Raw genomic sequence first — 13,710 nt, 5'->3', positions numbered from 1 at the left:
TGGCCGTGACGAACTTGGCGTACGCCGACGAGTTTACATGTACGGTTCCGTGGTCGGGCGATACGGATTGCAAGTTGCCCAAGTTCAACATTCCGGCGCGGGGACTGTTGACGATCGAGGTGTACTCGATTCAAGAGGATGGCAAGGAACATTGGGAGCCCGCGGAGTTCAAGGTTTTGAGCGACACCAACGAAGGACAACGTTCTAGTCAAAGGGCGTCCGCGGATGCAGAACGACGGTTACCTGGAAGTACGAGAGCAAGGAGGCGCACTGACGGCGCAAGCTCCGCGTTTATCACAAGGCGATAGCCACCGTCATCGTGCGTGGCCGCTACACCGTCAGCAAGTAGTCGTGCCGTCAAGGAAAAACTTCGAGCGAGTGATGACGTGGTAGCGCATCTCGTGTGGCATGATGTCAAGCGGAACTTGCGCCTGATTCGTGCGCTACCCGTCCTTGCCGTCGCCATCGTTCTAGCGTACCAGGAGGTAGAGTGGCGGCAGAAGCTTGGTGATTTTCAAGACTTCCTCTATTATGCCGAAGGTGCATTCAGTCGTAACCACTTCTGGCTCTTCAAGGTAATTCCTCTGGTGGCGGGCGTGATGGGGGGATCGCTCGCGGCGGAGCGGCGCGCCGGTATTACCCTCGGCATTTTTGCCAAGGGCGTTTCGCGTTGGCATTACATTATCGCCAAAATGCTTGGCGCAGCCGCTAGCAGTGCGCTGATTACGCTTGTCGCAATTCTTGCGTTCTTTGCATATGTCTTCACGATGTGGATTCCAGGACGTGCGCCTTACCTCGAACCCGTGTGGATCGAGGGGCCGGTCAAATCATTGTTCGCATACAGTCCCTTTGCTCATGACTTGCTCGTCGCAGCGATGCTCATTACCGCCGCCGCAGCTTTATCGCTCGTTGGGGTGCTTGCCGGGCTCATCGTTGCAAATGAGTACGTTGCAATCGCAGCGACACCCATCTTCACGATTATCAGCGTCGTGATCATGCGTCAGGTCAGCGATGCGCTCAATCCCGAAGGATACCTCATGCTCGATTACGACTGGTCATTAAAATCCCTGCCCCACTGGCTCCTTCCCTATCTCCCCTTCCTTTATTGGACGGCTTTCTCTCTGATCATTGCTGCCCTGTGCAAATGGATCATCGCCAAAAAGGAAATCGCCTGATGGAGCTTCTCCGGGCCCTCGGGCGGTCCACGACGCTCAGCTTTCTCAGCGGCTTCGTTCGCTGGCGCTGGGCGCTCGTCACCGCGCTCTTCGCGCTCGCCGCAGGCCTCGTCGTCGATACGCTCCAGCTTTTATTTTCGCGAATACAAAATCATCCGCCCCGTCGACGCGTGGGACATCTTTCCCACGTTGCTCCAACATACCTACGTGCTGCACTTCTTGTTCGCTTTTGGCTTTTTGCTATTGATCGGCGACCATTATCATCGCCAGCGTGACCAAGGCTCCGCGGCGCTTTTCGCCATACGCATGCCCTCGCGGCGTCTGTACTTTCTCGGCAACATGGGCGCCATCGGCATCATGGCCTTTCTGTTCATCGGTGTCTGTTGGCTCATGAGCTTGCTCGTCGGCTTCATCATGGTGCCGCCTTCCTCGATGTGGCCCATGCTCCCGCGAGAATCCCCTGGATGTATTGACCATTCCGGTCGAGCTGCCGCTGCCGATCTATTCGGTGCTCGTCGCCGCGTACGCCGCGTGGGGCCTTTGGATCGGTGGCTCGACCATTCTGCTCGTGTCGACGCTCTTCCGCAATACCGCCGTCGTGCTCGGCGCCATCGCCGCATGGGTGCTGGCCAGCCTCGGCGCGTACTGGCACATCAATTCACCCTATCTGCGATTCTTTTGCATTGGTTACTTGATGAGCCCCCAAAAACATTTCGACAATGCCTCCATGTCCTTGGGCACTTTTTTCATCATGAGCACCACGATGTTCGTCTTGATCGCCCTCATCGGCTCGTGGCGCATGCGGCGGGAGGAAATATGACGGATTCAGCTCCGATCGCGTCGCTCCGGGACGTGGGTAAGCTTTATGGAAAACGTTGGGCCCTGCGCCACGTGAACTTGGAGCTGTCGCCCGGTGAAATCGTCGGGTTCATCGGTCCCAATGGAGCGGGAAAAACGACGCTCATGCGTATCATCGCGGGGCTGAGCCTGCCGACGGAGGGGCAATTGACGGTGCTGGGGTCGGCGATGGGCGGTAAAGAATTGCAAACGCCCGTGGGCATTGGGCTCGTGCTGGAACAAATGGGTTTCATTGCACATATCTCGGGGAAAGCCAATTTGGAGATGCTGGCAGGGCTGCGGCGCGTGGCCTCGGCGGCGACGATTGTGCAAACGTTGCAACAGGTGGGGCTCGATCCGAACGATACGCGTCCCGTGCGCACGTATTCGCTGGGGATGCGGCAGCGCTTGTGTTTGGCGCAAGCGCTGATGGAAAAACCAAGATTGCTGCTGCTCGATGAACCCACGAACGGGCTCGATCCGGCAGGCATCGTCGATTTGCGGAAGCTATTGACGGACGTGGCGGCCGAAGGGACGACCATTTTTCTCGCGAGCCACATGCTGACGGAAGTGGAGCGGATTTGTCATCGCGTGCTGCTGGTGCGAGCGGGTGAAATTCTGAAAGATTTGGATTTGCGACATACGGGGCCATCGCGAATTCGACTGGTGGTGGCGCGCGAAAAAGACGTGGAGACCGTTTTGCAGAGCGGAATCACGGCGGAACGAATGGCAGGCGAATCCGAATTGCCGACGCTTCTATTGACGCCCGACGCGACGATCCCGGAATTGGTGCGCCGCCTGGTGACGATGGGCGTCGATATCGAAGAAATCAGCGCGGAAAAACAATCGCTCGAAAAAGAATTTTTGACGCTGTTCCGGTGACGAGCAAGTCGCCCCGAATCCATCAGCGACCCCCCCACCCGCTATTCATCCAATTCCTTCCGCTCGTCGCACGCCTTGGCAAAACCGAGACGACACGCCTTTTCGTAATGCGCTTTCGCCTGTTCACGATCCTTCGGCACACCAATGCCAAGCTCGAGCTGGAATGCGATGTCCCGACAAGCTTCGGCATGATCACCGTCGCACGCTCGTTTCCGATAACGAAACGCAGCAGCCTTGTCCTCCCGCACGGAGCTGCCGACGTAATAACTCAATCCGACGTCGGCGCATGCCTTGACCACACCGCGCTCGCAGGACGCTCGTTCCTCGGCAAATTCCTGCGCGACCACAATTTGCGCCATCAATACGAGCGCGCCAATACCGGTCGCAAGGACGCCAATGAGGCCGAGCTTGATCCACGAAGAGCGCTCGGCTGCTTGTTCGCCAAGCAGTTTTTCAATCGAATGGCCATGCTGCTGCACGCGGCGGAGCAAAGGGCGCACGTTGATGCCCAAGACGCTTTGCGTGCCGCAATAAATGCAGCCGACGAGAACACTGCCGCCCACGGGCAAAGGCGCTCCACATTGACGACAACCCGGCGCATCGCCGGGTTTTACGGGAGGTCGCGCGCCAAACGTGGTGGATAGGAGGAGCAATGCGCGGCGACGCGCCAATGCAATGCGCGCAAAACTGAACATCGCAAACGTGAAGACCCAGCCATTGAAAAAACCAACGCCAATGGCAAACGCATCGAGCGCGTCGGAGCCGACGATCCAAAATGCAGCGGCCACGGCTGCCCACACCAATGCGCTGACCAGAGCGGCCAAGGCCAACGTGACGCTGGCCATATTTGCGCCGGGTTGCCGCAAAAGGCGCTCGATTCGAAGGGCCGTCGCCTGCTGCGTTCGATCGGCGGCCATTTGCATGGTGACGCGTTCGCGAATGCGAGGATCGACAGGGTTTGGCGCTCCGCACGCGATGCACGAGATGCTCTGCTGGTCCGTGGGCGGCAATGGCGCGCCACACCGGGCACAACAAGCGAGGTCGGCTCGTCGAGGCAATGGTTCGGGCTCTTCGCCGAGACGCGCTTTGAGGGTTTGCCCAAGCGATTCGAGCGACGCGATTTCCGTAGCGTCGACGGCATCTGCAAGGACGAGCGTTTGGCCTGTTCGTGTCGTCAGCTTCAGTTGATGGCCAAACCCCGCCGCGTCGGCATGGATACGCGCGGCCGCTATTTCCTCCCAGCGAAGCGTCGTGCCGCCATGACGCCCTCCCTCGATGCCCATGCCATCCGCGCCGAACACGGCGTCACTCGCGCGGGCGGACCATGCATACACGATGAGGGCAATGCCAATGCAGAGAGCTACGGCGCCGATGACTCCGAGCACGATGCGCGCTTGGTGTGCAGCGTCGAGGTGCACGCTGGTTGCGACGAGGACGGCGCCGGGGAGGAGCAATGCGCTGGCCCAGGCAGCTCGCCAAAGGGCATCGACGCCAATGTGAAGAGGCAAGCGTACGGTGGGCATGTCGCCGCATTACGCTTGGCTCGAAGCGGAATGTCAACGATTGCGGCGGAGGCGTGGATGAAGGGGGGATTTGGGGGACGCTCAGGCGGCGGTCACGTGGAGTGACTGCCCATGGCTTTGCGGAGAGGCTTGTTGAACGCGGCAATGGCAAGGCCTGCGGCGACGCCGAGGCCCGTGAGCATCAGGAAGAAGTTCGTCGCGGACCAGAGGGTGTAATACCTGCCGATGTAGCCGCAAAGGATGTTGCCGAAGAAGCTCGATAGGAACCAGATGCCCATCATCATCGACACGAGGCGCACCGGCGAAACCTTCGTCACGAGCGACAGGCCGATGGGCGAAAGGTAGAGCTCGCCGACGGTGAGCATCATGGTGCAGAGAACGGGCCAGAAAAGACTGCCCTTGCCGCTGCTGCCAATGACCTGATCACCGACGACCATCACGAGGAACGAGATGCCGAGGATGATGCATCCGACGGCCATCTTCGTGACGCTCGACATCTCTTTGCCTTCTTGCGCTTGCTTGGCCCAGATGCGTTCGAGGATCGGCGCGAAGAGGAAGATGAAGAACGGGTTGAACGATTGGAACCAGGTGGATGGGATTTGGAAGCCGAAGATGACGGGCCAGACGGTTTTTTCGTCGGCCCAGGTTTGCATCGTGTTGCCTTGCTGTTCGTAGACGGCCCAGAAGACGATGTTGAGGGCGCAGAGCAAGACGAGCGCGCCGACGCGTTGGCCTTCGTTCTCTTCCTTGGGGGCCTGCACCGTTTCCTTGGCGTCGTCGCTCTTCTTGAGCGTGTCGGGGGCGAGCGTGCTCGAACCGAAGAAGAACTGAATCACGAGGCCGATGCACATGCCGATGCCGGCGGCGAGGAAGCCGTAGCGCCAACCGCTGCCCTTCGCGAGCGTGCCGCAGACGAGGTTCGTCAGGAACGCACCGAGGTTGATGCCCATGTAGAAGATGGTGAAGGCACCGTCGCGGCGTTTGTCGCCGGGTTTGTAGAGGTTACCGACCTGCGTGGAGATGTTCGGTTTGAAGAACCCGTTGCCGACGATGAGGAACAAGAGGCCGACGAAGAAGAGGTTTTCCGCGCCGAACAGGATGAACTGCCCTAGCGCCATGAGCGTGCCGCCGATGTAGACGCTCTTCTTCTGGCCCAAGTAGCGATCGGCCATGAAGCCGCCGAGCACCGGGGTCAGGTACACGAGGCCCGTGTACCAGCCGTAGATGACGGAAGCGGGGCCCTGCATTGCACATGTCTGTTCAGCGATCTTTTGCGCGACGTCCTGCGCGACGGGTGCAAGCCCCGCGGCTTTGTCTCCCGCGACGAGGGTGTTGACCTTGTTGGTGATGCACTGGGTGAGCGTGGCCGGATCGTCTTGCGGCAAGAGGCTACGGATGAAGTTCCATCCGAAGATCTCGCCCGGGCTTCCGCTGCCGTCGTAAGCCTGTCCTTGAAGCCTTTGGCGGTACGTGACGAACAGGTAGTTCACCATGTACAGCTTCAGAAGGCCGCGCATGCCGTAGTACGAGAAGCGCTCCCACATCTCGGTCGTGAAGAGCACGAAGAGCCCCGCAGGGTGGCCGAGAATCTGCTTCTTCGACTTCGGTCCAACCCACGCTGGTTCCTGTTTCGCGGGCTCGGGCTCTGCTAGCTCTGTCGACATCGAGGCTCCTCCGGCGGCAAACCGAAACGCGGTTTTACGCAGGGTGCGTCACGGACGCAAGCGTGGTGTGCTCTGAAGGCTGGCTAAAAATGGGGAGGCTGGGGCGTTCTGCTGAGGTCGAGGATGCGTTCGTCCAGGAGAACGAGTTTTCCGGCTGGTAACGATTCGCGGATGGCACCCAGGGCGCGCTTGGTGCTCTCGAGGGTGCTGCACGAGGCGATGTCGACAAAGAGACGACCCTCTTCGGGCCAGGTGTGGAGAGCGATGTGACTTTCGCCAACGACCGCACACGCGGTGACGCCTTGAGGTGAAAAGGGAACGACGAGCGTGCCGAGGCCGGTGAAGGGGCCACGCGCGACGGCGAGATCGAGCGCGGCCCGTAGGGCCACGGTGTCATTGAGAAAGGCTTCGGGACAGGCGTCGAAGACGGCGAGCAGGACGAACAGCTTCATGCGGTGACGAGGAGATAGCCGCGGGAATGAGCTCCAACAAGGGTCTCCTCGTCATTTCGGGTCAGCGTCGGAGAGCTAGCGGCGTCCAACGAACATGGGAGGACGCTGGCGCTGTCCACCCATGTCGAAACGACCCGCAACGCCGGCAAACAGGAAAGCATTGACCTTGGGACTGTCGATCATCTCCGTCCTGGTTCCGGTGGTGTTTCTCCACAAAAACATGTTCACGTCGCCGCCCACGGTCGGTGCAATGGCAATGTCGTCGGTGAGACGCACATCGACACCGATGGCCGCACGCGCGAGCTGGAAGCCGTGCGTGAAGCTATCGGGCGTCGCGCCTTCGCGGCTTTGCCACAGCATGCGATAACCCGTGCCAAGCGACAGGAACGGGTCCAGCCGTTGATACGGATTGGCGTGGTAGGTCGCGTCGAGGCCCGCAGTGGCTCCTCGTAGATCGGTCCCGCCGGCACCATCGGCCATCGAGTACGAGCCGACGATGCCGACCGAAGCATTCGGCGTTGCGCGATAGGCAAGACCAAGGCCCGCGCCCATGCCAGGCTGACCGATTCCGGTCGCGCCAACATTGTCGGTCGCGGATACTTGCGGGCCGAAGCCTTGCGCGTAGCCAGTATTGACCTGGATTTCAAATGCGTTCGCGGGTGCGCGAACGGTGCCGCGAGGCATGCGTTCATCGCTCGTCGTCACCTGTGTCACCTGCGCAGTTTGTGCCATGGCCGACGAGGCGCTTACCGCGGCGAACGCGAATGCCGCGATCGCGATTCCCAAATTGTGCTTCATGATTCTTCTCCCCCTGGTCGGGGCTCTGGAATCGAGCGCCGCCCTACCGAGCGACAGTGCAGCGCACGTGCCAAACGGATGCGGGAATCGTCTTCACGCCCAACGGTAGAAACTTGCCAAGGGCACCGGGATTCGATGACGATGGGGGTAAATCATGACCAACTGGATCCATGTCGAAGGCAAAGTGGCGATCGTGACGGGCGGCAGCCGGGGCATTGGCGAGTCCATCGCGAAAGCGCTCGGGCAAAGTGGTGCAAAAGTGGCCATTGCATCGCGTAAGAAGGAGGGGCTGGATGCCGCGGCCGACCGTTTGCGCGCAGCGGGGGTCGACGTTTTGGCGCAGGTATGCCACACGGGCAAACCGGACGATGTGAAGGCGCTGGTCGAGCGTGTGGTTTCCACGTTTGGCAAGGTCGACATTTTGGTGAACAACGCGGCGACCAACCCTCACTTCGGCCCGCTGATCACCGCCGATGATCCCGCGTTCGACAAGACTTTCGAGGTCAACGTGAAGGGATATTTTTACGGTATTCGCGAAGTTGCCAAACACCTCATCGATCGGGACGCCCCTGGGAGCATCATCAACATTGCGAGCGTGGTGGGACTCGGCGCCGCCGTCATGCAAGGCATTTACGGGATGACCAAAGCTGCCGTCATCTCCATGACGCAAACGTTCGCGGTCGAGCTGGCTGCGAGCAAAATTCGTGTGAATGCGGTTGCTCCGGGCTTGGTAGATACGAAATTTGCGGCGGCGATCGTACACAACAAGGACATCGCTGACCGTTTTATTGGAAAAACGCCGCTCGGTCGATATGCCGTGCCCGACGAGATCGCCGGGGCGGTTTTGTATTTGGCATCGGATGCGTCGAGCTTCGTGACGGGACAAACGGTCGTCGTCGACGGCGGCGTGACGATCGCGCATACTTGAAATAGGAACTGCCCATGCAAAGCCTACAAGACAAGTACGCCCCCGAAAGCCGCTGCTTCGGCTGCGGTCCTGCAAATGACAAAGGCCTGCGCATCAAGAGCCGCGTCGAAGGTGACGAGACCGTTGCGGAATTCGTTCCGGAAGAACACCACGAAGCGTTTCCAAACATGCTGAATGGCGGGATCATCGGCGCGCTGCTCGATTGCCATTCGAATTGGTCCGCCGCGTGGTACTTGATGAAGATGCATGGCTTGGACAAACCACCGTGCACGGTCACGGCGGATTTCCACGTGAAGCTGCGTCGTCCGACGCCGCTATCGCGGGTCTTTTTGCGAGCGCGCATCGCGGAGGCGACTTCGGATCGATGCGTGGTCGAGGCGACGCTGGAGGCGGATGGCAAGGTCACCGCGACGTGTCGCGGTACGTTCGTCGCGGTGAAGGAAGGGCATCCCGCGTACCATCGCTGGTGAAGTTTCTTTACGCTGGCCGCTCGTCCGCGCTATGTTCGCGGCGTGATTGCGGCTGAGCTTGTTTCGGGCCGTTTCGAGATCGAGCGGCTTGCTAGCTCAGGCGGCATGGCTGTCGTGTATCGAGCGATCGATCGGACGACGGGCACGCCCGTGGCGCTCAAAGTGCTGCATGCCGAGGGAGCTCGGTTTGCCGGACACTTCGCGCGCGAAAGTTACGTGCTGGCGGAGCTGGATCATCCGGGGATCGTTCGGTACATCGCGCACGGGAGCACGCCTTCGGGTGAGCTTTTTCTCGCGATGGAGTGGCTCGAAGGCGAGGACCTTGCGCAGCGCTGCAAACGGGGGCCATTGGCCGTTGCGGACACGGTGACGCTGGGGATGCGCGTTGCGCAAGCATTGGGGGCGGCGCATGCGCGAGGGGTCGTGCACCGGGACATCAAGCCGAGCAACCTGTTCTTGCCGGATCGCGACATCGCACAAGCCAAGATCCTCGATTTCGGGATATCGCGTCCGCAAGCGACGCGGCCGGCAACGCGAACGGGCATTCTGCTGGGGACACCGGGGTACATGGCGCCCGAGCAGATCATTGGAGCACCGACGATCGATCCGCGCGCCGACGTTTTTGCGCTCGGGTGCGTGTTGTACGAATGCCTGACGGGTCGCCCTGCATTCGAAGCAGAACATCTCATGGTGTTGCTGTCCAAAATGCGCGCCCCCGAACCACCTCGGCCCGTGGATGTTCGTCCCGACGTACCCGCTGCGCTCGACGAAATCATCGCGCGGATGTTGTCGTCGGATCCTGCGCACAGGCCGGAAGACGGCGCTGCCGTGGCGCGAGAAATCGCGATGCTCGACGACGCGGAGACGCCGTGGGTGCAAGGCGCGTTTCTCGATGAAACGGGAGAGAGATTCGCTCATCGAGAATCCGTTCGAAGTGACGAACGTGGATGATTTCCCCGACGAGCTATTGCCGAAAGCCTATCAATCGGGGACTTCGCGGGCGACCGTGCCGCTCGATTCTTGGTATCGCGAGCTGGCGACTTCGGGAGCACGAACGCAGGAGCTTCCACGAAATGTTGCTGCTGCAATGGGCGCGGCCGAAAAAAATGTGTCGATGATTCCGCTCGCATTTCAGGGGCTCGAGACATCGTGCCTTGGTCGCGAGAAGGAAGTAGCGGAGATCATTCAGGCATTTGGCACCGCCGCGTTTTCCGTGAAACCGTCGTCGATGGTGGTCGTGGGTGAAGCGGGGATTGGAAAAACGAGTTTGTTGATGGAGGTGCTCCGCGTGCTGGATGAACGCGGGGGACTGGTCGACGCGCAAGGTATCGTGCGTCCCATCACGGTATTTGCCGGGGCAACGGATCCCCATGCGCGAGCGGCTCCATTGGGGCTCGTGGCCGAAGTGATTCGCAATGCGGCGCAGATTCGTTGCGGTGATGAACCATCGGTGCGTCGTGACAAGCTTTTGCAACATTTGGCCCGGCACCTCGACGAAGCCGATGCGGTTCGTATCGTGGAATTTCTCGGCGAGCTTGCCGATATTCCATTTCCCGACGACCTCAGCGTGCCATTACGTGCCGCTCGGCAAGATGCTCGTCTGATGGGTGATCAATTGCGTCGCGCGCTGGAAGATTGGCTCGTTGCAGAATGCTCGGTGCGCCCGGTTCTGGTCGTCATCGATGATCTCGGTTGGGCGGACAATGCAAGTTTGAAGCTGATTGAAGGCGCATTGAACACGCTGGGAAATCGGCCGCTGTTCATTTTGGCGACGGATACCGAAAGGGGGCGTCTTGCTTCGGGCCCGCGCGGGCGAGCGATTTCATTGGCGCCGCTCCCTGGCGACTGCGCGTATACGGTGACACGTCAATTGCTGGGCGCAGATGTGGACCTTGCGCAGATAGCGCGGGTGGTTCAGCGCGGAAATGGTCAACCGTTGCGGCTCGAGCTGCTCGCGCGCGCCGTCAAGGCGGACGCTGCTGCGCCGCTGGCGGGGTCGCTCGAGGATATCGCGCGTCGCACGCTTTCGTCGCTTTCGGACGGGGCGCAGCGATTGCTTCGTGCGGCGAGCGTGTATGGTCGGGTTTTTTGGCAAACGCCATTGTTTTCGATGGTGGCTGCGCAGGCGCGAACACCGGGGGTGGATCCTTGGCAATCCGAGCGTCAAGCGCTCGCAGAATTGCTCGATGCGTCGCTCGTTTTTCGTCGAGGTCACCGGACGCCGTGGGGTGAAGAATATGCCATCACGCATCCAATGATACGACAAGTGGCGCATTCGATGCTGGACGACGCCGAACGGAAACGGCTTCACGTGCGTCTTGCCGAATGGCTCGAACGAATGGGCGGCACGGAATCGGCGGTATTGGCGGAGCATTTTTATTGTGGAGGCGCGGATGATCGCGCGGTGCCGTGGGCAGCGCTGGCGGCGGAACGAGCGTTCGAGGCGGGGGATTTCGATTTGGTGATGCAGTGGGTTTCGCGGGGATTGCCTGCGGCGCCTGCGGGTGAAGTGCGTGGGACGCTGAAGTTATTCGAGTCGCAGGCGTGCAAGTACCGGGGCGATCATCGAGCGGCGCTCGATGCGGGGCGCGATGCGATGCGATTTTTGCCAGGGGGCAGTCCGCTTTGGTACAGCGCCACGGGCGAAGTTGCATTGGCTGCGGGCAACCTCGGGGACGATGGTGCGCTGATCGAGATGTTCGACGCATTGACGAGGCTTGGAGCGGATGGCGAAGCGGGCGGGCCGCATGTGATTGCGGTGGCGCGTGTTGCTTTGCAATTGCTGATGGCGGGTCATCACGACCATGTCGCGGCCATGTTCGCGGCGCTCGACGATTTGGAGCGGCGCACGGTGGCGATCGATCCGGAGGTATTGGCATCGGTGCATCGTGCACGAGCATTGCGCGCGATGTTTGCGGGTGACGCGGGGACGAGCGTGTCCGAATTCGAGGCGGCGGCGAAGCGTTTCGAGGAAGTGGGGGATTTTCGCAATGCTTGCGTGCAGCGAATCAACGTGGGTTCGTGCACCAACGAGCTGGGTGATTGGGCGAGGAGCGAATCTGCATTGCGTGACGCGCTTGCGAGGGCCGAACGAATGGGGCTCGTGCCGCTCGTCGCGCAAGCAAAGTTGAACCTTGGATTGGCATTGGCGCGTCGCGGTCAATTGAATGAAGCGCTGACGGTCGAGCGAGATGCGCTGGCGATGTATGCGCGCCAGGGGCTACGCCGTCTCGAAGGTGGCGCTCGGCTTTACTTGGGGATCATACGGCTTGCTTCGGGCAACGTCGAGGCTGCCGAGCGTGAGGTGACGGCGGCGATTGAATTGCTTGCGAATCATCCGCCCGTGCGAGCCCATGCGTATGCGGTGCTCGGGCAGATTGCGCTCGTGCGAGGGGATACGCGCGGCGCGCTGGAGCCTGCGGAAGAAGCGGTGCGGATTCTCGATGCGCTGGGGGGTATCGAGGAAGGCGAATCGACGGTGCGACTCGTGCGAGCGGAGGCGCTGGCATCGCTTGGGCCGCAGCGTGAGGCGGAGGCGCGCAATGCGATAACGGTCGCGTATCGCAGGCTCATGGAGAGGGCCGAGAAGATACGGGATGCGTCGTGGCGAAAGTGGTTTTTGGAGGTGGTTCCAGAAAACGTGCGGACGCTCGAATTGGCCAAAGCGTGGGGATGTGGTTCTGGCTGAGAGCCTCGATCGCAGGGATGAATTTTTTTGGCGCTCGCGGGACCCCAAACTCGCCCGCTTCGCGGGCTCGAACAGTGGGGCCCCCCGCAAGCACCAAAAAATTCATCCCCACGATCTCAATGCAACATTTGGCTTGCAGCATCCCCGTTTGTCGCGCTAACGATGCGTCGGAGGAACTGAAGATGAAAATCAAGGCTGCCGTTGCACATCGACCAAGCGCCCCGCTGAGCATCGAAACCGTCGATCTCGATGGACCCCGCGAAGGTGAAGTCCTGGTCGAAATCAAGGCGACCGGGATTTGTCACACGGATGACTACACGCTGTCCGGCAAAGATTCCGAAGGACTGTTTCCGTGCATTCTGGGCCATGAAGGCGCAGGTGTCGTGGTCGACGTGGGACCAGGGGTGAAGAGCGTGGTCAAAGGCGACCACGTGATTCCACTCTATACGCCGGAATGCCGCCAATGTAAATTTTGTTTGTCGAAAAAGACCAATTTGTGTCAAGCCATTCGAGCGACGCAGGGCAAAGGCGTCATGCCCGACGGGACGAGCCGCTTTTCCATTGGAAACACGATGGTACACCATTACATGGGTACGTCGACGTTTGCCAATTATACGGTGCTGCCGGAAATTGCCGTGGCAAAAATTCGCAAAGACGCACCTTTCGACAAAGTGTGCTACATCGGCTGCGGCGTCACGACGGGCATTGGAGCGGTCATCTATACGGCAAACGTGCGTCCTGGTGACAACGTCGTGGTCTTCGGCCTTGGAGGCATTGGTCTGAACGTCATTCAGGGCGCGAAAATGGTGGGCGCCAATATGATCATCGGCGTGGACATCAACCCCGCGCGCAAGGCGATTGGCGAAAAGTTTGGCATGACGCACTTCGTCAATCCGAAAGAAGTCGGCGCAGACCTCGTCTCGTACCTCGTGAGCCTCACGGATGGCGGTGCGGATTTTTCATTTGAATGCGTGGGTGATGTGAAAGTCATGCGCCAGGCGCTCGAGTGTTGCCACAAAGGTTGGGGGACGAGCGTCATCATCGGCGTTGCGGCGGCGGGGCAAGAAATCGCCACGCGCCCGTTCCAGCTCGTCACGGGGCGCGTTTGGAAAGGCAGCGCATTCGGCGGGGCTCGAGGTCGCACGGACGTTCCGAAAATCGTCGATTGGTACATGGAGAAAAAGATCAACATCGATGACCTCGTGACGCACGTCCTGCCTTTCGAGCGCATCAACGAGACGTTCGACCTCATGCATTCCGGCACGTCGATCCGCTCGGTCGTCACATTTTGAC

At 60.3% G+C, this 13,710-nt stretch carries 12 protein-coding genes; 8 read left to right on the top strand and 4 right to left on the bottom strand.

Translation table 11 applies throughout. The features are described 5' to 3' along the window. Positions 1 to 323: 323 nt before the first annotated feature. The 3 genes from IPM54_43135 to IPM54_43125 all read left to right on the top strand — a co-directional run bounded on the left by IPM54_43135 (position 324) and on the right by IPM54_43125 (position 2,894). Entirely contained in the window at positions 324 to 1,175 is an 852-nt protein-coding gene (locus IPM54_43135) for an ABC transporter permease (GenBank protein ID MBK9266571.1), read from the top strand. Positions 1,176 to 1,644: 469 nt separating this feature from the next. Further along, a complete protein-coding gene (locus tag IPM54_43130; protein ID MBK9266570.1) occupies positions 1,645 to 1,995 on the top strand; it encodes a hypothetical protein in 351 nt (116 codons plus the stop codon). Continuing rightward, positions 1,992 to 2,894, top strand: a complete 903-nt coding sequence (locus tag IPM54_43125; GenBank protein ID MBK9266569.1) for an ABC transporter ATP-binding protein — start codon at positions 1,992 to 1,994, stop codon at positions 2,892 to 2,894. Before IPM54_43130 ends, IPM54_43125 begins: the two co-directional genes overlap by 4 nt. Before the next feature lie 41 nt (positions 2,895 to 2,935). On the opposite strand, the gene IPM54_43120 is transcribed toward IPM54_43125, so the two are convergent. The 4 genes from IPM54_43120 to IPM54_43105 form a co-directional block, all read right to left on the bottom strand. Next, on the bottom strand, positions 2,936 to 4,417 hold the full coding sequence (locus IPM54_43120) for a sel1 repeat family protein (GenBank protein MBK9266568.1): 1,482 nt from the start codon (positions 4,415 to 4,417) through the stop codon (positions 2,936 to 2,938). Positions 4,418 to 4,509: 92 nt separating this feature from the next. Next, on the bottom strand, positions 4,510 to 6,081 hold the full coding sequence (locus IPM54_43115) for a peptide MFS transporter (protein ID MBK9266567.1): 1,572 nt from the start codon (positions 6,079 to 6,081) through the stop codon (positions 4,510 to 4,512). Positions 6,082 to 6,164: 83 nt separating this feature from the next. Next, complete coding sequence (locus IPM54_43110; GenBank protein ID MBK9266566.1) at positions 6,165 to 6,533, bottom strand: S-adenosylmethionine decarboxylase; 369 nt, start codon at positions 6,531 to 6,533, stop codon at positions 6,165 to 6,167. Positions 6,534 to 6,608: 75 nt separating this feature from the next. Then, positions 6,609 to 7,331 carry a hypothetical protein gene (locus tag IPM54_43105; protein MBK9266565.1) on the bottom strand — a complete coding sequence of 241 codons (723 nt, stop codon included), beginning with the start codon at positions 7,329 to 7,331 and terminating at the stop codon, positions 6,609 to 6,611. A 154-nt stretch (positions 7,332 to 7,485) separates the two neighbouring features. On the opposite strand from IPM54_43105, the gene IPM54_43100 reads away from it, so the two are divergent. The 5 genes from IPM54_43100 (at position 7,486) to IPM54_43080 (ending at position 13,709) form a co-directional block, all read left to right on the top strand. Further along, positions 7,486 to 8,259, top strand: a complete 774-nt coding sequence (locus IPM54_43100; GenBank protein ID MBK9266564.1) for a glucose 1-dehydrogenase — start codon at positions 7,486 to 7,488, stop codon at positions 8,257 to 8,259. A 14-nt stretch (positions 8,260 to 8,273) separates the two neighbouring features. Further along, entirely contained in the window at positions 8,274 to 8,729 is a 456-nt protein-coding gene (locus IPM54_43095) for a PaaI family thioesterase (protein ID MBK9266563.1), read from the top strand. Positions 8,730 to 8,771: 42 nt separating this feature from the next. After that, positions 8,772 to 9,680, top strand: coding sequence for a serine/threonine protein kinase (locus IPM54_43090; GenBank protein ID MBK9266562.1), 909 nt, complete (start codon positions 8,772 to 8,774; stop codon positions 9,678 to 9,680). Next, on the top strand, positions 9,622 to 12,417 hold the full coding sequence (locus IPM54_43085) for an AAA family ATPase (protein ID MBK9266561.1): 2,796 nt from the start codon (positions 9,622 to 9,624) through the stop codon (positions 12,415 to 12,417). Before IPM54_43090 ends, IPM54_43085 begins: the two co-directional genes overlap by 59 nt. 182 nt (positions 12,418 to 12,599) lie before the next feature. Beyond that, positions 12,600 to 13,709 carry an S-(hydroxymethyl)glutathione dehydrogenase/class III alcohol dehydrogenase gene (locus IPM54_43080; protein MBK9266560.1) on the top strand — a complete coding sequence of 370 codons (1,110 nt, stop codon included), beginning with the start codon at positions 12,600 to 12,602 and terminating at the stop codon, positions 13,707 to 13,709. The last annotated feature ends 1 nt before the right edge of the window (position 13,710 follow it).

The organism is Polyangiaceae bacterium, from assembly GCA_016715885.1.
Lineage (GTDB): Bacteria > Myxococcota_A > Polyangia > Polyangiales > Polyangiaceae > Polyangium.
This window is presented reverse-complemented; position numbering and strand designations above follow the sequence as displayed.

What these genes read in the sequence shown, in the direction of transcription:
- IPM54_43125 (MBK9266569.1), top strand. Translation starts at nt 1,992, where the DNA reads ATGACGGATTCAGCTCCGATCGCGTCGCTCCGGGACGTGGGTAAGCTT.
- IPM54_43120 (MBK9266568.1), bottom strand. Translation starts at nt 4,417, where the DNA reads ATGCCCACCGTACGCTTGCCTCTTCACATTGGCGTCGATGCCCTTTGG.
- IPM54_43115 (MBK9266567.1), bottom strand. Translation starts at nt 6,081, where the DNA reads ATGTCGACAGAGCTAGCAGAGCCCGAGCCCGCGAAACAGGAACCAGCG.
- IPM54_43110 (MBK9266566.1), bottom strand. Translation starts at nt 6,533, where the DNA reads ATGAAGCTGTTCGTCCTGCTCGCCGTCTTCGACGCCTGTCCCGAAGCC.
- IPM54_43105 (MBK9266565.1), bottom strand. Translation starts at nt 7,331, where the DNA reads ATGAAGCACAATTTGGGAATCGCGATCGCGGCATTCGCGTTCGCCGCG.
- IPM54_43100 (MBK9266564.1), top strand. Translation starts at nt 7,486, where the DNA reads ATGACCAACTGGATCCATGTCGAAGGCAAAGTGGCGATCGTGACGGGC.
- IPM54_43095 (MBK9266563.1), top strand. Translation starts at nt 8,274, where the DNA reads ATGCAAAGCCTACAAGACAAGTACGCCCCCGAAAGCCGCTGCTTCGGC.
- IPM54_43085 (MBK9266561.1), top strand. Translation starts at nt 9,622, where the DNA reads ATGAAACGGGAGAGAGATTCGCTCATCGAGAATCCGTTCGAAGTGACG.
- IPM54_43080 (MBK9266560.1), top strand. Translation starts at nt 12,600, where the DNA reads ATGAAAATCAAGGCTGCCGTTGCACATCGACCAAGCGCCCCGCTGAGC.